Here is a 23,297-nt window from a genome sequence, read left to right on the forward strand (position 1 = left end):
AAGTAACACTCCTGATGATGTGATGTATATCGCGATACATCGATTATTATAATTTTCAGCAAATATACCCTACTGTCCGTGATTATTGAAATTGTTCTTGCGACAGCGCTATTCAAGGGTTTCAGGCGTTTGCGGATGCTGAGAATTATCACTTTAAAGCAACTGCCAGCGCGTTTAGAAAGGCTTGATTTTCTTCCGGTTTCCCGATGGTGACGCGCAGGCAATTGTGTAACAGCCCGCCTTGCGGGGACAGATTCTTGATCAACACGCCTTGCGACTTCAAAGAAGCAAATACATCGTCTGCGGCGTTGTTGAGGGTGCGGAACAATATGAAGTTAGCGGCGCTGGGGTATGCGTGGACGCCGGGTGTCTCGTCTAAGGCTTGAAGAACTGAAGCGCGCTCCGCTCGCAGCGTTTGGGTTTGCTCTAACAGAAACTCGCCATGATCCAACGCAAAGCCCACCGTGATTTGGGTCAAGCTATTGATATTGTAGGGTAAGCGGACTTTATGCAGCTGCTCCACAATGGCCGCATCGCCGGCCAGAAACCCCAGGCGTAAGCCGGCCAGCCCCAGTTTGGAAACGGTACGCATCACCAGTAAATTAGGATAATGTCCTAGCTCGCCGATAAAACTGGCGTCGGCAAACGGCGCATACGCTTCGTCGACTACGACCAAGCCCGGTGCAAGGCTGAGTATTTCCTTGATGGCGTCGGCATCGAATAAGTTGCCGGTGGGGTTGTTGGGATAGGCGATAAAAATCAGGGAGGGTCGCGATTCGGCAATCGCCGCGCGCATGGCCGGCATGTCCAGTTCAAAACAGTCTGCCTGCAACGGCACGCCAAGGTAACGCAGGCCCAGGCTTTGCGCCACTTGCTTGTACATCACAAATCCGGGTTCCGGTGCCAACACAGTGGCATCGGCGCTCAGAGCCATCAGCAATATTTGAATGATCTCGTCCGAGCCGTTGCCGAGCAGCAAGGCCGCTTGCTCCGGTATGCCGTTCGCTCGGCGCAATGCGGCCGCCAGGGTCTTGGCTTCCGGGTCCGGGTAGCGGTTGATCGGGCAGGATTTCAGTGATTCCAGCCAGCGTGTTTGAATGTCTTCCGGCCAGCTATAAGGATTTTCCATGGCATCGAGTTTGATGAAGTTACTGGCATCGGCGACATGGTAGGCCGACATGGAGAGAACTTCTGAGCGGAACAGCGTTTCGAGCGGTTGGGTTGGCATGTGGTCAAACTCTGCGGAATTGGAACGAGCGGCATGGATATTACACCCTAGCAAACTGGGCAGGCCGCGAGGGCAAAAAATCGGCGGATTTTAACAAAGCGGAGGGCGAACGTATAACCTTGAAAACCAGCCTCTTGCGTCTCCGTTGACGCGAATCGCTCGCTGCGGTGCGGGCGGATACGGCGCGGGATAATAACACTGCTTGCTGGAGGTGGCAAAGGGATTAGGCTGCAGAGCGGGCGGATTTGCCTGTGAATGCGATGATGCTTGGACAATACGCTTCTATGATGAATTAAGCAGTCAGTCAGGTTGCCGCTATCGCGGCTCCCTGACGATTTGCTTTACAAGCCTACCACTGTGATTCGCCAGTTTCCGGGTCGTACATTTCGTGGAAGATTTTGTGGCGGTTGGCGATCAATTCGTCGATGCTGGGCGAGTTGCTCATCGCTCGGGAAATTGCCAGCTTCATGGCTTCATAGTTGGTGCGGTACAAATCCTTGCGGTCCAAATCCGGGTTTTCCGCGCAGGAGGGGTCTATCCAGATCATGGCGATGATGCACAACTCGTTGGCTTGCAGGCGCGGAATGACGCCGTCGGCGACGCTATCGATGACTGCGTCGGCGACCGCCGACTGTACCGGACCGCCCAATAAATTGACATAAGCCGAGGATTTGATCGTGACTTTCGGCACCATGATGGTGGCCGGACGCACTTGTTGGTTGGTGGCGCGGATCGCAAACATGCGCGTGTGGCCGGCGGTTTGGCCCATCAGATTGGCAAAAGCATGGCCGGCCGGGCCTTTGACGTCGCCAATCAGAATTTCCGGCATGGCGTCGGTGCCTTGCCCTTCGCTGGAAAATACGGTGGCTTCGCCGGTTCTAAACCAATAAGAGTCTGACATGGTGCGTCCTCGGAGTATGTTGAGAAAGGCCGCATTCTATGCCCGAGCTGGGCTTGCGGCAATAGGCGGACTCCGGCTTAGGGTTTAGATTGGTGGCTAAGCATGTGGGTGTAGCGCTGTTATCGCATGCGATCCCGATACGCGCAGGTAAGGCTGGAAGGCTGTGAGACGGCGCAACCACTCCAGCGTAGCTGCTGGTCTCCCGCCTTCGCGAGAGTGCCACTATTTAGGGTAAAAGTGAATAATGTCCGGTTCCGCTATGCCTGCACGGCTTTCATCGCACTGCGTAACAACTGCAAACATTGGCGATTGGCGGCTAGATCCAGCGCGCTGAAATCGTCCTGAGTAGTCAGTAGCGGATCGGCGCCGGCTTCCAGTAATTGCTTGACCACCGCGTGCTTGCCACTGGATGATGCATAAGTCAGCGCGCTGGCGCCGCTCGGGTTTTGATAGTTAATATCGATGCCGGCTTCCAGTAACAAGCCGATGCAATCGCCGGCTTCGGCGAAACATGCGGCCCACAGCGCGTTGTTGCCGTAAGCGTCCAGCGCCGTAAGATCTGCACCTTGCTCCAACAGAAAGGCCAGCACGTCGCTCCGGCCTTGTTGGGCGGACAGAATCAATGGGTGTTTGCCGTGTGGGTTGAGGCCTAATTGAAAGCCATTTTCCAGTAGCCAGGCATCTATTTCGGGCGTAAGAGGCATACAGATCAGACCAGAGAAGGGCGGTGGAGTAAGGACAGATGGCCGACACCGGCGGTTTTCAGTTTGTCGGCTAATTCGTGTCGGGCTAGTTCGCCTTTGCCGCGCAGATACTTCAATTCGCTGCCGGTCAGCAAGGTGATGGCAACCAGTTTTATCTCGCCACCCGCTAGCGTTAGGGTTTTGCCGGGTTCGCTGTTAGCGCCCAGCAGTGCGCCGATTTGCCCACGGCCGTCCTTGATATGGTCGATTGCGAATTCCATCGATAATAGCTCGCCGTTCAACAGCCGTTCGCTCAAACGCGGAAAGCCGGCCAGGGTGTGGCTGACTTCGGCGGTTAAAGGAAATAACCAGGTGTCGGCGAGTTTGCTGAGCGGCGCATCGGTGGCGGTGCCGGAATCCGGGCTTGCGATAAACACTTCCAGGCCCAGGCCGGTTTCCGGGCGGTCGCGCTCTACCCAGGGATCGGATAAACCATCCGAGATCACGCAGGCGTTCTGGCCATGCCGTGCCGCCAGCCAGGCTGCGCCGGCCGGCCATTCCGGCCCGTCGCTCATCGGTCCCATCAGCGAGGTCAGCGCCGCCAATTCAGAACCCAGCTGTTCCTGCAGCGCTTGATGGCGAGATTCGGTCGCCATGCGCAATCGATCCGCATAAGTCAGGCCGATGATGTGTTCAGTCTGCTGCATGCGCCGTCTCCATGGTGAGGGCTTCCCAGCGCTCGCGGGCGGTAAAGCTGACTTCTTCGTCGGCATCGTCGAGCATCTGTTTCAGCAGTTCCGGCTCGGCGCGCAAGGCCACCTCGTAACGTACGGTCCAGTCTTCGTCTTTACTCATCATGACCAGATCGTCGACGTCCATGCGCTGCGCGACGATGCGGCGGATGTTCACCTCGTGATCTTCGGCCATCAAGCCCAAACTGACACTGGGTATGCGTTCGGCGACGGTGCGGCGCACCTCGTTGTCCGGGTCGGCGACCAGACGGAACAGCCGCCCGGCAGGCAAGCGTTTGGCCACGTAGGTTCGCACCAAATAATCCGGGTCGTTGGCCATCAGTTCAAGTTGCGTTTCGGGCAGACGATCAGCTACGGTGACCCGGACTTCTCTGTCGCTGTCTTGACTCAACTCCAGTAGCCAGTCAACGGGTACGCGGTAGGCCAATACCCGGCGCACCGCTTCGTCAGGATCGGTTAGTAGCGGGCGTAAATGATTGGTGGGGAGATAGCGGGCGGCGATTGCCCGTCGTTCCCAGAACGGATCATTGGCGTAATTCGGCGCGAAGCCCGGATGAACTTTAAAAAAACGGTCGATTTGCCGGCCGCTTTCGGCGACCACACAGCGGTCGCCCGGTTTGCAAGTGCCGGCAGCCAATAAGCTATCCCGGTAAGCACAAGTCGAGCAGTCGGCTAGCGGGGTTAGATCCACGGAATCGTGCTCTGCTAGGAATGAGGCCACCATTTAGGCGGCCTCCGCCAAGACCGGCAGTAGCTGCGGCGTGATTTGCGCCAGCCAGACTCGAATGCGCTCGTCGGTCAAATGCGGTTGACCGCGTTGATCCAGCACCAGACCGACGAATTGATTGTCGATTATCGAGTCGGAATGCTCGAAGGTGTAGCCTTCCGTACTCCAGCGGCCGATCATTTCGGCGCCGTAGCCGTAAAACACCCGGTAAAGCTGGATCAGCGAGCTGGCGAAACGCGAAGCGTAGCGTTCTTGATGGCCCAAGCCGAATAGCGCGATGCGTTTGCCGGAGAGATCGGCGCCGTCCAGGGAAGGTACGAACTCTTGCCAGCTGCGTTCCTGGCATCCGGCTCCCAGGCCCGGCAAGTCGCCTATGCCATAGCTCGGGGTGCCTAAAATCAGCGCGTCGTACTGCAATAATTCTTCGGGTTTTACTCGATTGATATTTTTGGGCTTGTCGGCCAGCTCTTCGCCCAACAGACTAAAAATTTTTTTTGCCACCAGTCGGGTGCTGCCGGTATCCGTTCCGAAAAAAATGCCGATTTTGCTCATAAATCACCTGTGATCGAGAGTGCGGGATAAGGCTTGTACAGCCGTTTTAAACTTCTCAGCAAATTTTGATCCAGATTCAAAAATAACCCGTGCATCTGGTTTTTTGTTTTATATCAGTTAGATAGGTATTTTTGCCGTATTTTCAGGTTGAGGTCTGTGCAGGCATGTCTACAATTGCCAGACCGATGGGGTGATTTGTGACACAGCGGCCGGCGTTATCCGTTAGATTCAGGGTGGATTGTTAGCGTCAAGATGCGGCTCTTCAGTGAGCTAAACGCCAGTTTTTAGTGCAAGCTGATTGCGTGGTTATTTTGAATTTAGCCAAGTACATTCATTACCGTAATAAATATTCAAGGACGCCATATGGCAATTCTGCGCTGTAACAATTGTGCCTATTTACGTGAAGTGCCGAACGAGCATGTGGGCAAAACGGTTAAGTGTCCGGTTTGCGAACAAGCATCGGCAATTCACGATACCTTGGTTTTTGTGAAGAAACTGATCGATAAATACGGGGTGCTACTGGCTAAATACCGTGAGTTGGAACAGGCGAGTAATCCTGTAACGGAAATGGCGCCATCCGATATTCGCTTGCCTAAAGACGAAGAGGTGGATTTGCACAACACTGCTGTGATGACTAACAGTATGCAGTACAAACCCATCATCAGCTGGTTCGAACGTAAAAATATCCAGGTCGAAGTAAATCATAACGCCTTGGATACGCAAGGTTTTTATGATGAAATGGCGGTTGAATTGGGCGATAACTTTCCGGTTTTGCAGGATGTACTGGATAGGATTAGGAAAGCTCAAAGAAATAACTACGCATCGGTTGTTTTGAATTTAAGCGATTACAGTCAAAATCAAATTAAAACCATTACCGGCTTTTGTAAAAACCTGTATGAATTCTCGTTTGTCGCCAAGTATTTTTATAATAAAAATGAAAAGAGAGTCCATCTGACGTTACAGAGTATGTCGGCCATTGTCGGATTTTTTAATGGTGAATGGTTGGAGTGGTACGTGTTTATGAAATTGCTGAAACATTTCTACGAAAGCAAAGGGCTTTTCTCTTGCTTAAGAAGCTTTAATATTCAGTTTGCGAACGAAGATAAATATGAAGTGGATGTATTTTTTCTAATTAACGGGCGGATACCGGTATTTATAGAATGTAAATCCGGAGAATTTCGTTCGTTTATCGACAAGTACTGCAAAATGCGGCGCAGGCTGGATATTGCCAAGGAAAACTTTCTGTTGCTGGTCTTGGGTGTTAGTGATGAGCAGGTGTTGGGGTTGACTAAAATGTACGATATTACCTTCGTCAATGAAACCGGCTTTATCAAACATATTGCCGGCTTGGCGTCGCAATAAATTATACCTCTTAATATTTGTGGTAATTAGGCTATTTTTCCCGGTTTTGCTGCTATTTTCAGAATCTATGGTAGGATGAAAAGGCTTTGAGCAAGCAACCGGATTAAAATATACAGTCATAAATTTGTAATTTTAATGTGGTTTAAAAAAACACTTAGTTATCAATTGATAGGATTTGTATGAACACAGTAAAAAAAACCTTGGCTTCATTTTTGGTGATCGCCGCAGCATTGGTTTCCACATCCGCTAATGCAAACAGCGCTGGCGACGCCAAAGTACGTGCAGCCGGTGAAGCTACCGTTGCCAAAGTAGAAGAAGCTGTAAGCTTGTTGGAAAAAGGCGACAAAGAAGGTACTTTGAAAGCACTGGGCGACGTTCGCCAGTCGCAAAAAGAGTTCCGTTATGAGCAAACCGAGCGTTTGCGTCAAAGAGCTGGCGACAAACTGAAGGTTGCCCGCGATGAGATCGAAAAAGGTGATGCCAACGCCGTAGCCAGCTTGAAAGCGACTCTGGACCTTTACAAAGAAATGATGAAAGTTTACAGCGCCGCTCACTAAGGACGCATCTAATTAATCCAATCCGGATTGATTAACGGCTGCCACCGGAAGACGTGTTTTCTCGGTGGCTCCCAACTAAACTGTTTTCGATGTTCATGCCTGCTTGGCATACTTCCCTTACTCCCTCCGCTGCCGATCTTTCAAAGCTTGCAATCGGCAAACAATTGCTCAAATTCCTGGGCCCGTAACGGTTTGGCGAACAAATAACCCTGTCCAAAATCGCAACCTGCCGCAGTAAGCAAATCCCGTTGGCTTGAGGTTTCTATGCCTTCGGCAATCACTTTTATGCCCAATTTGTGAGCCATCACGATGATTGCCTCGCATAAGGCCATGTCGTCGGAGCCAACTGCCAGATTGCGGACGAAGCTCTGATCTATTTTCAGATAATCGATGTCGAATTTTTTCAGATAAGACAACGAGGAATAGCCGGTGCCGAAATCATCCAGCGACACCTGAATGCCGGCGTCGCGGAACGACAACAGTTGCTCGGCCACGCTGCTATTGGCATCCAGTAACAGGCCTTCGGTAATTTCGATGACGACGCTTTGCCCGGAAAGACTCAGTGCCTCCAGCCTATCCAGCCAATCGCGATGGCTTTCGCGCTCATTCCGAAATTGCACCGGCGACTTATTGATGCTGATCTGGAATTTTTCGTGTATCGATTGCCGCCAGCGACTGGTTTGCTCGGCGGCTTCCTGAAAAATCCAATTTCCGATGCTGCTGATCAAACCGGTTTCTTCGGCAATCGGAATAAAGTCCGCCGGGTTGATCAGGCCGCGTGTTGGATGTTGCCAGCGGATCAGCGCTTCCGCTTTGCGTACAGTATTAGTAGCCAGTTCGACGATGGGTTGGTAGCACAAATAAAACTGCTGCCCGGCCAGAGCCTGTCGTAGGTCGTTACTGAGCCGCAGCCGCGCTTGTGCGGATTCCTGCATGGTAGGGATGAAAAAACAATATTGGTTTCGGCCCTGGCGCTTGGCGGCATACATCGCCTGGTCCGCATGCTTTAACAGCGATTTCAGGTTGTCGGCGTCATCCGGGAAAAAAGCGATGCCGATACTGGTGGAAATATAAGCAATTTCGTTACCCAACTGAAAACATTCCGTCATTTTGTGCAACAGCTTGCCGGCTATACGCTCGGCGTTGTCGGGGTCGCCGACATCGCTCAGAATCACAGTAAACTCGTCGCCGCCCAGGCGGGCTACCGTGTCGGTTTCCCGCACGCTGGTCAAAATCCGTTGGGCGGCAATTTGCAGCAGCTCGTCGCCCATGTCGTGTCCCAGTGTGTCGTTCACTTCCTTGAATAAGTCCAGGTCGATAAACAACAGCGCCAGACGCTTGTGTTCCCGGTGGGCTTTTTTGATCTCCTGACTCAGCCGGTCGTAAAACATGCGCCGATTCGGCAATTGGGTTAATGGGTCGAAATTGGCTTGTTGCCAGATCACGCCTTCGGTTTTTTTCTTTTCGGTAATATCGGAAAACAAAGCCACCCGTCGCTGCATGGTCTGTTGAGCATCAAAGATGGTATTGACGGTTAACCACTTGGCGTATAACTCGCCGTTCTTACGTTTGTCCCAGATTTCGCCCTGCCAGCTGCCCTTGCTTTGAATGGCTTGCCACATAGCTTCGCTGTGGATGCTGCTGTTTAAAATGCCAATGTGCTTACCGACTACTTCATCGGATTGATAGCCGGTAATGGTGGTGAAGGCGGCGTTGACTGTCAGGATGCGATCATCCGAGTCTGCCAACAGCATGGCTTCGCTGCTGTTTTGATAAATCAGTGCGGCCTGTTGCAGGGCTTCTTCGATACGCTTACGTTCGCTAATGTCCCGAGCGATAGCCAAGTTATAACCGACATTGGCGTATTCAAAATAATTGGCCACGACTTCCACCGGAAACAACCTGCCATCCTTGGTTTTGTGGATGGTTTCCAACTTGTTCGAGCGCTTAATTTTCAGCTCCGCCCAGTGCGCGGCCCAGACTTGGCGCGGAAAGCAAGGGTCTACATCGAATACGCTCAAGCGCAACAGCTCTTGATGGCTATAGCCTAAAGCCTTGCAGGATTGGTTGTTGATATAAATGAAGCTGGCATTCTCGGTAATCAAATAAGCGCTGTCATGCATTTGATCCATACCAAAGCTTAATTGGGCTAAGCGCCTGCGCGAGGTTTTTTGCTCGGTGATGTCCCGAAAACTCCAAACCCGGCCCGCCGGTTGCCCGTCCAGATATTGTGGTTGGCAATAGCTTTCGATAAAGCGGCCGTCTTTAAACTCCAGTTCGCTGGCGTAACGTTGCTTAGGGTATTTATAAATCTCTTCGATTCGGTTTAGGAAGGAGGTTCGGTCTTTTAGCAGTTTCAGGGCGTAGCTCAGGGATTTCTCATCGTCGCCGATCTTCAAAGAACCTGGCGGGATGCCCCAAATCCGCATGAATTGCGGGTTGAAAGTGGCGATCTTGCCGAACAGATCGACTACCAATATAGCGTCGGTGCTGGAGTCGAGCGCGGCTTGAAGGATTGATAGCGATTTTTGCAAACTGGCTTGTTTCTGCTTGGGTTGGACCATGACTCGGCTACACTGCTAGCAAGTAAATCTAGCAAAGGCTTATTTAAAAGGTTGATTTATAAGCCTAGCCGATTCCGACGCTGCCGTACCTTTTTCTATAGCTTGATACGAAATGCTTATTGCGCGGCAAAGTAGTGCATTGCTCCCAGCAAAGGTGTGCGCGGATTCAAAGCCAGTTTGACCGATAGCTTGGCGAGCATGGGCTGAAACCGGCCTTTGGCGACAAAAGCCTGGATAAATTCCCCGGATTCCAGCACCGATCTGATTTTGGGGGCGATGCCGCCGCCGATGAATACGCCGCCGGTAGCGAAGGCTTTTAAGGCCAAGTTACCCGCTTCGGCGCCGTAAAGTTCCGCAAACAAGCGCACGGTTTCGCGGCACAAGGGATCTTCATCGTCCACGCCCAAGCGCGAAATCAGCGCATTGCGATCAACGCCGCTGGCATTGGCGGGTGCAGGCACCGCCGGGCAGGGCGGGGCGAAGCGGGCTTGGACCAGAAAGTCGTAGATATTACTGAAGCCGATACCGGACAATATCCGTTCGCAGCTGACATGCGCAGGATAACGGCCGCGCAGGAAAGTCAGCAGTTGATCTTGTTGCGGGTTTTGCGGGGCAAAATCGCAATGACCGCCCTCTGTGGCGATGGGGTGATACTGTTCGCCATCCCAATGCAGCATCGCTTCGCCCAAACCGGTGCCGGCGGCGATCACCGCAATATTGCCGGTTTGCGGCTCGGCGTTGGGATTTAGTTCGACGAAGTCCTGTTCCTGTAGGTGCAGCATGCCGATTGCCATGGCTTCCAAATCGTTCAGCAATTTCACCCGGTCGGTGCCCAGTCGAGCTTTGAGTTGTTCGCCATCCAATAGCCAGGGCAGGTTGGTGGTTTGGCAGCGTTGATTGACGACCGGGCCGGCTATGCCGAAACAAGCCGATGTCACCGTTGGGGTGTCGCTCAGAAATAGATCCAGAATTTCCTCAAAAGTCTGAAACTCGCCGCTGGCAAAAGTTTGTTCCTGCAAACAGCTCAGCGTGCCGTCGGCTTGTCTGTCGAGTAAGGCCAGAACCGTTTTGGTTCCGCCAATGTCGCCGGCTAGAATCATAGTCGTCCTCATGAGGTTGGGGTGGCGTTGTTGAGCAGGTGGATCAAGGCATCGAGTATCGCGTTGGCCAACGCATGCGGCGGCAACTGGTAAAAAGCCTGCCAAGCCAGCGATACGCATTCTTCGTAATGATCGCGGTAGTGCGGGTGCTGTTGCAGCCAACTTATTCTGACCGCATGGCCGATCAAAATATCCGTCACCAAGGTGTCGTCAATGTACAGGTCGGGATAATCGCGGACAATGGAGGCCAGCGCGCGCAGGGCTTCCACGCTCAATTGCCGATACACCGGCGCCTGAATTTTATTCAGAATATGGTTGATATGTAATCTAAAGCTTTGTTCGCCGGCGGTCATTTGCGCCAGCATGATTTCGCTGTCGATCCGGCGTTTGCTGTTGTATTTTTCGCCGACCATCAAACCCTTGCAGTGATGCAACAAGTCCCATACGCCAGCGAAGAAGGCTTCGTTTTCCCGGCCGACGCTGCCTTGCTGTTCGCGCCAGGCATACCAGTCGTCGGCGTCGCCGCGGTCTTTCGGGTTCATCGACTCCGGAAAGCGCGCGGCGGTCAGATCGCGCTGCGGGCCTTCGCAATGCAAGGTTTCGACTTGCCCCAGCTGGTTTTCGCTGTTGTTGTAATCTTCCAGGGTTTCCTGCAATAGGTCCGCCACCTGATGTGGCGGCAGCGACAAAATATCGCTAAACGCCTGGTCCAGAGAGGTGCTGCTCAGGCGTTTTTGTCTGGCAATGATCAATTGCAGAATGTGGCCGACGCGAATGGTGTGCATGTCGGCGAACAATTCCGGCTTTAACTTGATCAGCATGCCCAGGTAGATGATTAACTCCTGGACGATGATTTGCTGGCTACTGTCGTTGGGGTTAAAGGTGCGGATAGTGTCCAGAATTTGCCAGGAGTCGGTGGGGCGGCGCAAGGTGGCTTTGCCGCTGTAAGCGCGGCCTACCGTCAAGCCATGCTGGCGCACCAGAATCTCGGTGGCGGCTTGTTCCAGGTTGATGTCGTATTTGCCCAGTAAGCTGGCGCAACGCCGCACCACATACCAAGCATGGCGGTCGCCGGCTCGGGCATACACTTCTTCTAGCAAGTCGCGCACGTACCCTGGCTGGTTTTCGTCGTTGCGTAAGCCGGTGTCGTAATCAAGTCCGTGGCGTTGGCAGAGCAAGGTGAGGGCTTCCAACTGGGCATAGAGGTTGGGGTTATTGCGCAATTGTTCTACTAAGCGGCCATCGTCACCAATTTCCCACTCGGTCAGTACGAAGCTATCCAGTGCTTGCGGCGCTTGGTCGTCGTGGGCCAGCAAATTAGCGAAAGGCCGTTCGACCTCTTCCCAATTCGCTTCCGAAAAGCTAAAGCCATGTAAGTTGCCGATTTTTTCGTGGCTGGCCGTTTGCACAAAATCAGTCAATCGTCCCAGTTTCACCGGTGTGCCTTGCACATTGCCTTGGCTGAGTTGCTCGATAAAACCCAACAATACTTGGCGGTCTTCGTTGCCGAGCATGTTGTGCTTGATGTTGATGACCAACAAGGGCTGAGCGGGATTGTCCCAGTGGCGGATGATGTAGGCCAGTTCAGTACGCAGCCGTTGAATCAGTAACTGGTTGTCCATGGCAATATAAAAACCTTTTTGGTTCATGAATTGCGGTAAAAACAATAAAGGCTCGCCCGCCAGCACGTAAAGCTTGGAGGTGGCTAGCGTGCGTAATTGTCTTAGGGGTCGTCCAGTGAGTCCAATGCGGTCGTTGCGGCCCACTTGGGTGTAAGCAGCGGCTAATTCGCTGGCGTCTCGCACTTGGATCGGCGCGATTTCAGTTAAAGTTTGCGAGGGGATGCCGCGCCCGCGCAATTCGTCTTGTACCTGTTCGTCATCGGCCAGTAGGGCAATCTGCAATGTGGAGTTCGGGTACAGACGGGTGGATTTGTAGCGCCCCAGCGGATCGATGTCGTCCACGCTGATCAAGCCGTCTTGCAGCAAACCGCCCAGGATATACAAGCTTTGCGCCCAGACCAGGGGTACGTTTTCGTTGGGAATGCGGGTTTGGCTGTGCGGGTGGCGTTTTTCAGCGGGGATGGCACTTTCCGGCACGATGTATAGTTCCGGCAACAGCCATTGGCCGTTCTGCTCCACCAGCAAGTCTTCCAGGCGGCGGCGGTAATCACCAACCCCTTCAGTATCGCCGGCAAACAGTTTATTCAGTAATAAGTAGCAGAAAAACAGCGGCCATTCGCATTCTATGTCCATGAATTGCTTCAACTCATTGGGTTCGTAATGCAGGCGTTGATGATCTTCGATGACGGTTTGATGGCCGTCCAGCAGGAAGCGTTTACAACCGTAACGGCCTTGCAGTTTGTCGACAATCAAAGCCTCGGTGCGTTCGCGTAGCGCTTTATTGTCTACCGCGAAGGCCGGAAAGCCGGTCACACTCAGTACTGCTGAGTCGACTTCCTTGGAGATGGATTCACGTGGCAGTAAGGCTTCCAGGGTAATGCGGGTGCGGGCGATGTCGTCACTGATTACGTGGATGATCGCGGTCTGGCCGCCGTCCTTACCAAACAAATTGCAGCCGGACATCGCTTCCAGCGCCGCCTTGGCCATGCCGATCGAGCTGGCATTCAATTCCGCCAGGCCGTGATTCATTTTATTGCCGCGTTCCCAGATGCCATAGTCTGGTGTGCGATAGGCCCGGCTGACGTAATGCACCAGGTTTTGCACGAAATTGACTTCGTCGATGCTGAACACAATCCGCAAGCCCGAGGCGGTCATTTGCGCCAGCATCAGCAAGAATAAGGAGGTGGCGTCCAGTTGCAAATGCCCCCATTCGCTGTCGCCCACCACCACTTCACCGCTGTTGGTTTTGTATTTGGCGTGCAGAGCGTCTAGCGGGTCCTGGCTGTGCTTGAATTTTTCGACCTTGGCCGCTTGCCGCATCATCGCCGTCAACAGACCTCGCATCAGTTTGACGACGCTTTGCTCCAGTAAATAGGTGCGTTCCTGTTGTCCCTCCACTTTACGGTAAGCCAGTCCCAGGCCCCAGGCCGCCAAGATGCTATAGACATTGTCCCGCACCCAAGCGTCCGTGTAATTGCCGTGGGTGGTGACGGCGGTACTGGCCGGTAGTAGGCCACTTATCCAATCCTGGCGTTTCAGGATAATGTCTTGAACTTGCTGGTAATACTGGTCGAGCGTCTCGGTTTGACTGGTCGGCATCATGTATTTAATGGATTGTGATGTGGCGTTTAAGGAATTGGGCACTCAAGCCTTGGGCAAGGTTACTCCGGTTTGGCCTTGATATTTACCGCCGCGATCCTTGTAAGAGGTTTCGCAGACGTCGTCGCCGCCGAAAAACAGCATTTGCGCGACGCCTTCGTTGGCATAGATTTTCGCCGGCAGCGGGGTGGTGTTGGAAAACTCCAGCGTCACATGGCCTTCCCATTCCGGTTCCAGCGGGGTGACGTTGACGATAATGCCGCAGCGGGCGTAGGTCGATTTGCCCAAACAGATGACCAGCACATCGCGCGGAATCCGGAAAAACTCCACGGTGCGGGCCAACGCAAACGAATTGGGCGGAATAATACAGACGTCGGATTTCACATCTACAAAGCTGCCTTCGTCAAAGTCTTTGGGATCGACGATGGTGGAATTGATGTTGGTGAAGATTTTAAATTCGTTGGAGCAACGGACGTCGTAACCGTAACTGGAGGTGCCGTAAGAAATGATGCGTCCTTGCGCGGATTCACGGACTTGCCCGGCCTGAAACGGCTCTATCATGCCGTGTTGCTCGGACATGCGGCGAATCCATTTGTCTGATTTTATGCTCATGTTGCTGGTTGGGTAGGGAAAAATAACAGAGCGTTCAAAATAGCATATTAGGGCGGAAAAATCGCTAGTTGGCTTGCCTAAAGGCGCTAATTTGTTGAGGTCTGGCGCTTGCTGTTCTGGCTGATGTTGCGACAATCAAGTATCAGGTAGGTTACGTTGCCGCGAAAGCGTTTACGTGACAAGCTTAAATTGTCAGGGAGCGCCATCGCGCACCCTGACCTACAAAGAGTACGCGATTATTTTTTATAAATTAGAAAAAACTTATTTACAAAATAAGACGACCGGTCGCATAATAAGGCCCATGACGAAGTTAGCACCCAAACAGCTGAAAAAAGACAAGCTCCTGGAGCAGGGCGTCAGCTTGCTGCTGGAAAAAGGCTATCACGCCACCGGCTTGAAAGAGATCCTGGATACCGTGCAAATACCCAAGGGCTCGTTTTACGCCTATTTCGAGAGCAAAGAACGCTTCGCCGCCGAAGCAATACATCATTACATCGAGCCGTTTATCCTGCGCTTATCCGGCCATTTGCAAAATTCGGAAACGGACGGCTTGGCGGCTTTGAAGGCTTACTATTTGGGATTGATAGCCGAGGTGGCGCAAACCGGTTTCAAGGGCGGTTGTCTTCTGGGTAATTTAATGGGCGAGATTGGCGATACCAGCCCTTTATGCCGCGATGCCTTGCTGGATGCCGTCGGTCGATACAGTGCCTTGCAGCAAGCGGCGTTGGAACGCGGCCAAAGACAAGGTTCGGTGCGACTGGATCGCTCGGCGAAGAGCATGGCGGATTTGATGTTGAACGGCTGGCAGGGGGCGTTGCTAAGAATGAAAGTCGAGCAATCGGTGGAGCCGTTGCAGGCGGTTTGCCGGGATTTGTTGGATGATTATTTTCGGGCTTGATTGAGTTCCTACCTTATCGCATGCTAGCGCCAAATTGGAGGTGATTTATGGATGCGCAAACGATAACCGAACAGGCTTTAAAACTGGAGCCGGAAGCAAGAGCGTATATTGCGGAAATACTGATCGAAAGCCTAGATTATGAAGAGGACTTACCTGTTTCCGAGGAGTGGCGGCAAGAAATTGAAAAGCGTTGCAAGGAAATAGACGCCAATTCGGCGCTGCTACTGGATGGCGAACAAGTCATGGCGGAGCTAAGACAGCGCTTTTTATGAAATACTTCTTGTATCCTCAGGCCCTTGGTGAGTTGGAGTAAACAATATTTTTTCTAAAAATCAAGAATTTAGTGCGTAAGATGGGTTGAATGGAATGAAGCCTAGCATTTACGGGTGCCTAGCTAAAAAGCATACATCTTTTGCAACATTGAGTTAGCTGGAATTTGATCAAAAAACTATGAGCATTTCCAAAATCATCTGTCGTGTTCAAAAGCTTGTTTTTGTCGCTGGAGATCAAAAAACTGGGTGGTGGCCTGTAGCTAATACAACTAGCGATAATACTTCATCTACACGTCGAGAATTGTTTGACATCGATATATATTTCGACGGATCAGGTTACTTGCTTTGTTATTCTACAACTAACCAGGGACTCTATGGCGATTCTTGGCATTTGACTGAGTTTGACGCAAAACAAACTGCTTTGGAAGAATTCGGAGTTCAAATTAATGAGTGGTCATGAGGTTTACCGAATTTACTGAAGTGTGTCTTAGTGCGTCGGATGGGTTGAATGCAATGAAACCGAGCATTAAGAAGACGCCTGGCTGGTTTTCGCTTTCCCTCAACCCAGCCTACCAATCGAAATAACCGCTGCCCTCCCGGCAGCATTTTTTAACGCCGGCAAATTAGACGACCGGTCATTTATTAGGAGGCCATCATGCCCAAGTACATCATCGAACGCGACATTCCCGGCGCCGGCCAGCTGACGCAAGCCGAGTTGCAAGGCATTTCCCAAAAATCCTGCGGCGTGTTGCGCGAGATGGGGCCGCGCATCCAATGGCTACAAAGCTATGTGACCGGCGATAAAGTGTATTGCATTTATATCGCCGACAACGAACAAGCGATTCGCGAACACGCCGAGCAAGGCGGTTTTCCGGCCAATCGCATCGAACAAATTACCACCATCATCGACCCGACCACGAGCGATTAAGCTGGTAGTTTCATGGTTCCGACGCTCCGGCGAGGGAACCTGAGGTGGGACGCTCCAGCGTCCCGGAACCGCGAGAGCGGTTCAACATGCATTCCCGCGCTGAGGCGTGGGAACGATAACAACAAGGGGAGAGAACACCATGACATTTAAACTAAGCACTTTTAGCGCCGCCTTATTACTCGGCACCGCCAGCCTGTCCGCCAGCGCTGACGAAACCTGTGCCTCGCCGTACATGGCGAAAATCACCGGCCAGGAAGATTTTGTGTACATCTGGACCTTGGGCGCGGAAGGCGTTGGCGACGAGCAGGACAAGCTGGTCACCGTCGACGTCAATCCCAAATCCAAACAATACGGCAAAGTGATCGGCAGTCTGTCGGTGGGTGGCCGTAACGAAGCCCACCATTCCGACTTTACCGACGATCGTAAATTTCTGTGGGCCGGTGGTCTGGATACCAATAAGATTTTCATCTTCGACGTGTCTACCGATCCCGCCAAACCTAAACTCAGCAAAACCATCACCGATTTCGTCGCCAAAAGCGGCGGTGTGGTCGGCCCGCATAGCTTGTACGCCTTGCCGGGCCGGATGATCATCACCGGCTTGTCCAATAACAAAGACCACGGCGGCCGCACCGCGATTGTGGAATACAGCAACGCCGGCGATTACATTGCCACCTACTGGCTGCCGACCGACAGCAACCTGGAAGGCGCGATCAAATCCGGCAAATACGCCGACGGCTATAACTACGACGTGCGGGTATTGCCACGCAAAAACCTGATGCTGACCTCGTCGTTCACCGGCTGGTCTAACTACATGATGGACTTTGGCAAAATGCTGGCCGACCCGGAAGCGATGAAACGCTTTGGCAACACTGTCGTGCAATGGGACTTACACAGTCGCCAACCGAAAAAAGTTTTCGATGTTCCCGGTGCGCCGTTGGAAATCCGTTGCGCTTGGGCGGAAGATCACAACTACTGCTTCACCAGCACCGCGCTGACCTCAAAAATTTGGTTGATACACCAAGACGACAAGGGCGAATGGCAAGCCAAGGATGTCGCGGACATCGGCGAACCGGCCAAAATCCCGTTGCCGGTGGACATTTCCATCTCCAGCGACGACAAAACCCTGTGGGTCAATACCTTTATGGATGGTATGACCCGCCGCTTCGACATCAGCGATCCGTTCCACCCCAAACAAGTGTTTGAGCAAAAAATCGGCGCGCAAGTGAATATGGTGTCCTCCAGCTGGGACGGCAAACGCTTGTATTACACCTCGTCGCTGCTGGCCAATTGGGACAAGAAAGGCGCGGACAACGAGCAATTCTTCAAAGCCTATAGTTGGGATGGTAGCAAGTTGACCGAGCAGTTCTCGATTGATTTTACAAAAGAGAAGCTGGGTAGGGCGCATCAAATGCGGTTTGGGGCGTATGCTTTGTATGGTGGTTCGCCTAAGTAGTTGTTTGCTCGGTGGTCATTCGGGGTTGTTGTGTTTGTGTCGCTATCGCGACGGTTTGATTTAATGTCGGTTCGCGGACCGACAGCCGCGATACTTTCTTTTGCTTGGCCAAAAGAAAGTATCCAAAGAAAAAGCCACCCGGACGCCGCTTTGATCCTGCGCTCCGAAGCTTTTATCGAGGGTCGGCAGAAGGGGCTTCCCAGCCCCTCCGCCGACGTGCGGCATGCCCGAAAAAGCGGGGCAGGCTCTCCCTGTCGCACCCCTTCGGGCTATTCTCGATAAAAGCTCCGGTGCTCGGCGCGGCATGCGGGGGGAACCCATGCCAAATCCGACGGCTTATTATTTACGAAGTGTTTTTAGGGCGCATTAGCGATAGCGTAATGCGCCGAATGATTTAAAGCCAACATACGGCGCAATACGGCTACGCCTATTGACGCCCTACACGCGCCCTAATCAGAGCTATGAGCTTAACAATATAGAAAATGGAGAAACCAGATGAGATTTTATTTGATAGCTTTAATACTTATTTCTTTCGCGGATTTCGCACTAGCTCAGGACAAAATTGAACGGATGAGCGCCGTTACCACGGAATCTTTTGTTCCGGATACAGTTAAGTGGAATGACGAACCGATACTCCCTAAAGGTGCCAAAAGCGCCATTGTATTAGGGGACCCAAACAAAGCGGGAGTTTTTATCGCTCTGCTGAAATTTCCAGCCAATTATCCAATCCCACCGCACATACACCCGTTCACAGAGGTAATTACCGTTCTCCGTGGCAAATTAGGCAATGGCATGGGTGAAACATTTGACACCAAAAAAGGTGAGATTCTGAATGTAGGTTCAGGCTTTGTATTGCCGGCCGGACACACTCATTATGTGTGGACCACTGATGAGGAAACAATCGTCGAATTAATCGCTACTGGGCCATGGGGTATTACTTATACGAATTCGGCCGATGATCCGCGCAAGAATAAGTAGCAAGTAGCCTCGATGAAACGTAGTGGAATCGAGGATAATCGAAGTTATCTTCTCCTCGATTCCGTTTCACTGCATTGAGGCTACTTTATTTACGTAAAAATAAAGTGTCCTTCAAGTTTCGGGATGGTTTTCCTCCCGTATGCCGCGCCGAGCACCGGAGCTTTTGAACGGACCAGCCCGGAGGGGCGCCGCATGGATGCGGCGCGTTGCCGAAGGGGCAGGAAGCCCCTTTCGGCAACCCCGTTCAAAAGCTTCGGAGCGCAGGAAACAAGCAGCATTCGGGTGTCTTTTCTTTTGGGTACTTTTCTTTGGACAAGCAAAGAAAAGTACCTCGGCTGTCGGGCCGAGACCCGACATTAAATCAAGCTGTCGCGCCAGCGACACCAAATCCCAAGAGTAAACAGCATCCATGAAGCTCCCTGATCGCCCCAGTCTACTTTTTCCTAAAGCCGACGCCGGAGCGTCCGCAGCTGCGTTCCCACGCTGGAGCGTGGGAACGATAGGAGCAGCAATCTCATGAAACTCCCTTATTTACTCCCTATCCTCTGTTTACTGACAAACGCAGCAGTTTTCGCCGAAGAACAAAAACCAAACCCCTTAGCCCCCGGCTACACCGCACTACCTTTTGAACCCGCAAAACCCGGCACCTACAACCTACCCATCATCACAAAAGCTGCTGATGGCGAAGTAATAACCACCAACAACCAGCCCAAACACCTCCACGACTTAATGGGCGACAAACTGGTATTACTCAGTTTCATCTACGCCGCCTGCAGCGATGTCAACGGCTGCCCGCTGGCGACCCAGGTGTTGCACAAGATCAGCAGGCAATTGCAAAAACAGCCGGAATTGGCGGACAAACTCAGGTTATTGACTTTGAGCTTTAACCCTGCCCAAGACACGCCGGAAATGATGCGCCATTACGGCGAGGGTTTTAAAACCGGCGATTTCGACTGGCAATTTCTGACTACTAAAGACGAAGCCAAATTGCAGCCCATCCTCGACGGTTACCAGCAAAACGTGCAAAAAGTCTACGACGACAAAGGCCAGTTTACCGGCACGTTTTCGCATTTGTTGCGGGTGTATTTGATCGATAAGGACAAAAACGTCCGCAATATTTATAGCGTGGATTTTCTGCATGCCGACACGCTGATCAACGATGTCAAAACCTTGCTGGCCGATGCTAAACCACAAACCTTGCCACTACCGGCACGGGCCGACATGTTGTTCCAGCCCGGTGACAATAAGCAAAATTATCAGCAAGCCGATTACCAAACCCGTTCACTGGCACTGGCACAGCGCCGGGGGCAGCCGGCAAAGTTGATCGACTTTGCTCTAAAGCCGCCACTCGGCTTGCCGAAGTTTCCGGTGCCGAAAGACAATCAGCTGACCAACGCCAAAATCGAATTGGGTCGCAAGCTGTTCTTCGACCGGCGGCTCTCCCTGAACAATACCTTTTCCTGTGCCATCTGCCACATCCCGGAACAAGGCTTTAGTAATAACGAAATGACCACGGCGGTGGGTATTGAAGGGCGTAGCGTTAGGCGCAATAGCCCGTCTTTGTATAACGTCGGCTATGCGCAATTGCTATTTCACGACGGCCGGGAAAACAGTCTGGAACAACAAGCTTGGGGCCCATTGCTGGCGCATAACGAGATGGCGAATCCGTCGATTGGCTATGTGGTGGATAAACTAAAAGCCAGCGCCGATTATCGCGGGCTGTTTGAAAAAGCCTTTAACAAAGGGCCGACCATGGAAACCATCGGTCAGGCCTTGGCTAGTTATCAGCGCACGTTAAATGCCGCCGATTCGCCATTCGACCGCTGGTATTTTGGGAAACAAAAAACGGCGATTAGCGAGGCGGCGCAAAGGGGGTTTGCTTTGTTTACCGGTAAAGCCGCTTGCAGCAGTTGTCACGTGATTGGCGACAAGTCTGCCTTGTTTACCGATCAAAAACGCCATAACACTGGCGTTGGCTATGCCGAATCCATGCAAAAGTCGCCGGAAAAACAACGGGTGCAAGTGGCGCCGGGCGTGTTTGTGGATGTGGATAGCGAGCATCTGAAAGGTGTAAATACCGAGAAACCCGGCGACTTGGGCTATTACGAAATCAGCCAGAATCCCGCCGACCGCTGGGCTTACAAAACCCCGTCGCTGCGCAACGTCGCGCTCAGCGCGCCTTATATGCATAACGGTTCCTTGCCGAACTTGGCCGAGGTGGTGAAGTTTTATAATCAAGGCGGCGTAGCCAACGAAAATTTGTCGCCCTTGCTCAAGCCGCTGGGCTTGTCTGATCGGGAAATCGCTGATCTTGTAGCGTTTCTGGAAGCGCTGAGCGGCGGCAATATAAGTACTTTAGTGTCGGACGCCTTTGCCGCGCCGGTTGGCGATAGTGGCGTGACGGCGGGGCCGATGCCGGACCCTGGTAAGGGACGATAGCTCGGGGATTGGTCGGCTTTTTTTGTCACAAAACGGTAATATAGCGCTGCTAAATTAGCCTAATCCTTGGACCCTTTAGACTAAACATGCTTATGTCGAACTTGAAAATCCTGGTCGTGGAAGACGAAGAAGCGATCAGGGAGATGCTGGTCATGGTGCTGGAACAGGCCAATTTGACGGTGATCGCCGTTGGCAGTGCCGAGCAGGCCCGGGAGAGTTTGGCCGATAATATGGTGGATTTGATTATTCTGGACTGGATGCTGCCGGGCATCAGCGGCGTGGAATTGGCCAGACGCTTGAAAAACGAGCCGGGTTACAAGGAATTGCCTATTATTTTGCTCACTGCGCGCGGCGAGGAAGAAGACAAAATTCGCGGCTTGGAAATTGGTGCGGACGATTATGTGACCAAGCCTTTTTCACCGAAAGAACTGATCGCCCGGATCAAGGCCGTGATGCGTCGCAGCGGGAAGTTGTCGGAATCCGGACAGCTCAGCGTCGGCGATCTCACTTTGGATGCCGAGCAACACAAACTGACTATCGCCGGCCGCAGTCTGGAAGTCAGTCCTACCGAGTTTAGATTGATGCAGTTTTTTATGACCAATCCCGACAAGGTCTACAGCCGAACCCATTTGCTGGATCAGGTCTGGGGGCGTAGCGTGTACATAGAGGAGCGTACCGTGGATGTGCATATTCGCCGCTTGCGCAAAATTCTGGCCGAATATGGCCGCGAGGAACTGATCCAGACCGTACGCGGATTCGGTTACCGCTTTTCGATGGCAGACTGATTATTCATGCAGCGTTGGCAGCGGGAAATAAATATTGCTATTGCTTTACTGATACCGGCTTTACTGCTGAGTTTTTTTGTCGGGCACCTCAGCTATTTCTTATTGGCAATCACCCTTTTTCTCTACATTAAGCAATCGATCAACGTGAGCCGCCTTGAGCGTTGGTTAAGCCAGGGCGGCCGCGGAGAGCGCCCCGATTTTAAAGGGATCTGGGGCGATATCTACTACCACTTTTATAAAATTCGCAAAAGCCAAAAACGCCAGAAGAAGAAGTTGGGCAAAATGCTGGATGGGTTTCGCAAATCGACCAGCGCCTTGCCTGACGCCATTGTGGTACTAGGCAGCTACGGCGAAATCGAGTGGAGCAACAAAGTGGCCTATGACTATCTGGGCCTGAAACGTTCCGATAACGGGCAGCGGATTCCTAACTTGGTCCGGCACCCGTTGTTTATTCAGTACCTGAAGGATCAGGATTACCACAACAAGGTTTGTATTCCTTCGCCGATCAACGAAAACATGATTTTGCAAATCGGTATCTTCCCTTACGGTGCCGGCTTACGTTTGTTGATGGCGCAGGATGTCACCCATCTAAAGAATATCGAACGGATGCGTACCGACTTTGTGGCCAATGTCTCGCACGAATTACGCACGCCGATTACCGTGTTGCGTGGTTATCTGGAGACCTTGCAGGAACTTGACGACGGTAGCAGTCCTTACACGCGCTCATTCCAAAACATGGCGGCACAGACCGAGCGCATGCAAGCTTTGATCGATGATCTACTGCTACTGGCGCGCCTGGAGAGCAAAACCAAGAAATTCGAATGCGTGAATATTCCTGATTTGCTCGTGCAGGTTTGCCAGGAAAGCGATTTGTTGGAAAAGGACGAGCGCCGGGTCGAGCTGGTGTTGGATAGCCGAGCCAATGTGCGTGGCGATATGGAGGAGTTGCGTAGCGCTTTCAGCAATCTGTTGGTCAATGCCATGAAATATTCGCAGCCTAGCTCGCCGGTTAAAGTGAGTTGGCGGGGCAAGCCCGACGGCAGCGTTTATTTTGAAGTGGAAGATTTTGGCGACGGCATCTCCAGTGTGGACATTCCCCGGATTACCGAACGCTTTTACCGCGCCGAAGTGAAACGCAATCAAAAAATCCCCGGCACCGGTTTGGGGCTGGCCATCGTCAAGCATGTGTTGGTCAGGCACGATGCCAAGCTGGACATTGAAAGCCAACTGGGCAGAGGCAGTAAATTCCGCTGCGTGTTTCCGCGGCAGCGCCTGTGTTGAGGCT

Annotated in this window: 21 protein-coding genes; 11 read left to right on the top strand and 10 right to left on the bottom strand. The window is 52.4% G+C overall.

The features are described 5' to 3' along the window. Positions 1 to 148: 148 nt before the first annotated feature. From hisC to JL719_RS02595, 6 genes are all read right to left on the bottom strand, one after another. A complete protein-coding gene (hisC, locus tag JL719_RS02570; protein WP_033155862.1) occupies positions 149 to 1,228 on the bottom strand; it encodes a histidinol-phosphate transaminase in 1,080 nt (359 codons plus the stop codon). Positions 1,229 to 1,577: 349 nt separating this feature from the next. Next, on the bottom strand, positions 1,578 to 2,129 hold the full coding sequence (gene fae, locus JL719_RS02575; protein WP_033155863.1) for a formaldehyde-activating enzyme: 552 nt from the start codon (positions 2,127 to 2,129) through the stop codon (positions 1,578 to 1,580). Between the two features lie 257 nt (positions 2,130 to 2,386). Then, positions 2,387 to 2,833 (bottom strand): ankyrin repeat domain-containing protein, encoded by a 447-nt coding sequence (locus JL719_RS02580; RefSeq protein ID WP_033155864.1) that lies wholly within the window; start codon positions 2,831 to 2,833, stop codon positions 2,387 to 2,389. A 5-nt stretch (positions 2,834 to 2,838) separates the two neighbouring features. After that, the gene (locus JL719_RS02585; RefSeq protein WP_033155865.1) at positions 2,839 to 3,519 is read right to left on the bottom strand and encodes a hypothetical protein; all 681 of its coding nucleotides are present in this window, start codon (positions 3,517 to 3,519) and stop codon (positions 2,839 to 2,841) included. Further along, positions 3,506 to 4,288 (bottom strand): 4Fe4S-binding leucine-rich repeat protein, encoded by a 783-nt coding sequence (locus JL719_RS02590; protein ID WP_033155866.1) that lies wholly within the window; start codon positions 4,286 to 4,288, stop codon positions 3,506 to 3,508. Before JL719_RS02590 ends, JL719_RS02585 begins: the two co-directional genes overlap by 14 nt. Beyond that, positions 4,289 to 4,843, bottom strand: a complete 555-nt coding sequence (locus JL719_RS02595; protein WP_033155867.1) for a flavodoxin — start codon at positions 4,841 to 4,843, stop codon at positions 4,289 to 4,291. Positions 4,844 to 5,206: 363 nt separating this feature from the next. Here JL719_RS02595 and JL719_RS02600 point away from each other — a divergent pair, with 363 nt between their 5' ends. Both JL719_RS02600 and JL719_RS02605 read left to right on the top strand, forming a co-directional pair. Further along, on the top strand, positions 5,207 to 6,205 hold the full coding sequence (locus JL719_RS02600) for a hypothetical protein (RefSeq protein ID WP_033155868.1): 999 nt from the start codon (positions 5,207 to 5,209) through the stop codon (positions 6,203 to 6,205). Between the two features lie 179 nt (positions 6,206 to 6,384). Next, positions 6,385 to 6,762, top strand: a complete 378-nt coding sequence (locus tag JL719_RS02605; RefSeq protein WP_033155869.1) for a hypothetical protein — start codon at positions 6,385 to 6,387, stop codon at positions 6,760 to 6,762. A 140-nt stretch (positions 6,763 to 6,902) separates the two neighbouring features. Here the strand turns inward: JL719_RS02605 and JL719_RS02610 are convergent, their stop codons facing one another. The 4 genes from JL719_RS02610 to dcd form a co-directional block, all read right to left on the bottom strand. Beyond that, positions 6,903 to 9,326 carry a sensor domain-containing protein gene (locus JL719_RS02610; protein ID WP_051669756.1) on the bottom strand — a complete coding sequence of 808 codons (2,424 nt, stop codon included), beginning with the start codon at positions 9,324 to 9,326 and terminating at the stop codon, positions 6,903 to 6,905. Between the two features lie 116 nt (positions 9,327 to 9,442). After that, complete coding sequence (glk, locus tag JL719_RS02615) at positions 9,443 to 10,426, bottom strand: glucokinase (protein ID WP_033155870.1); 984 nt, start codon at positions 10,424 to 10,426, stop codon at positions 9,443 to 9,445. A gap of 8 nt (positions 10,427 to 10,434) precedes the next feature. Next, positions 10,435 to 13,650: a glycoside hydrolase family 15 protein gene (locus tag JL719_RS02620; RefSeq protein ID WP_033156119.1), complete on the bottom strand. Its 3,216-nt coding sequence runs from the start codon at positions 13,648 to 13,650 to the stop codon at positions 10,435 to 10,437. Between the two features lie 42 nt (positions 13,651 to 13,692). Then, positions 13,693 to 14,259, bottom strand: coding sequence for a dCTP deaminase (gene dcd, locus JL719_RS02625; protein ID WP_033156120.1), 567 nt, complete (start codon positions 14,257 to 14,259; stop codon positions 13,693 to 13,695). 301 nt (positions 14,260 to 14,560) lie between these two features. On the opposite strand from dcd, the gene JL719_RS02630 reads away from it, so the two are divergent. The 9 genes from JL719_RS02630 (at position 14,561) to phoR (ending at position 23,293) form a co-directional block, all read left to right on the top strand. Further along, positions 14,561 to 15,157: a TetR/AcrR family transcriptional regulator gene (locus JL719_RS02630; RefSeq protein ID WP_033155871.1), complete on the top strand. Its 597-nt coding sequence runs from the start codon at positions 14,561 to 14,563 to the stop codon at positions 15,155 to 15,157. A 47-nt stretch (positions 15,158 to 15,204) separates the two neighbouring features. Continuing rightward, positions 15,205 to 15,429, top strand: coding sequence for an addiction module protein (locus JL719_RS02635; RefSeq protein ID WP_033155872.1), 225 nt, complete (start codon positions 15,205 to 15,207; stop codon positions 15,427 to 15,429). A gap of 178 nt (positions 15,430 to 15,607) precedes the next feature. Next, positions 15,608 to 15,889, top strand: a complete 282-nt coding sequence (locus JL719_RS02640) for a hypothetical protein (RefSeq protein WP_129871333.1) — start codon at positions 15,608 to 15,610, stop codon at positions 15,887 to 15,889. Positions 15,890 to 16,084: 195 nt separating this feature from the next. Continuing rightward, the gene (locus tag JL719_RS02645; protein ID WP_033155873.1) at positions 16,085 to 16,357 is read left to right on the top strand and encodes a DUF4242 domain-containing protein; all 273 of its coding nucleotides are present in this window, start codon (positions 16,085 to 16,087) and stop codon (positions 16,355 to 16,357) included. 139 nt (positions 16,358 to 16,496) lie between these two features. Then, on the top strand, positions 16,497 to 17,810 hold the full coding sequence (mtoX, locus tag JL719_RS02650) for a methanethiol oxidase (protein ID WP_033155874.1): 1,314 nt from the start codon (positions 16,497 to 16,499) through the stop codon (positions 17,808 to 17,810). A 495-nt stretch (positions 17,811 to 18,305) separates the two neighbouring features. Then, positions 18,306 to 18,788, top strand: coding sequence for a cupin domain-containing protein (locus JL719_RS02655; protein ID WP_033155875.1), 483 nt, complete (start codon positions 18,306 to 18,308; stop codon positions 18,786 to 18,788). Between the two features lie 516 nt (positions 18,789 to 19,304). Further along, positions 19,305 to 21,227 carry a cytochrome c peroxidase gene (locus JL719_RS02660; protein WP_051669758.1) on the top strand — a complete coding sequence of 641 codons (1,923 nt, stop codon included), beginning with the start codon at positions 19,305 to 19,307 and terminating at the stop codon, positions 21,225 to 21,227. A 92-nt stretch (positions 21,228 to 21,319) separates the two neighbouring features. Next, positions 21,320 to 22,012 carry a phosphate regulon transcriptional regulator PhoB gene (gene phoB, locus JL719_RS02665; RefSeq protein ID WP_033155876.1) on the top strand — a complete coding sequence of 231 codons (693 nt, stop codon included), beginning with the start codon at positions 21,320 to 21,322 and terminating at the stop codon, positions 22,010 to 22,012. A 6-nt stretch (positions 22,013 to 22,018) separates the two neighbouring features. Then, complete coding sequence (gene phoR, locus JL719_RS02670) at positions 22,019 to 23,293, top strand: phosphate regulon sensor histidine kinase PhoR (protein WP_033155877.1); 1,275 nt, start codon at positions 22,019 to 22,021, stop codon at positions 23,291 to 23,293. Positions 23,294 to 23,297 lie beyond the last annotated feature (4 nt).

The sequence above is a fragment of the Methylomonas sp. LW13 genome (genome assembly GCF_016865255.1).
Classification (GTDB): domain Bacteria; phylum Pseudomonadota; class Gammaproteobacteria; order Methylococcales; family Methylomonadaceae; genus Methylomonas.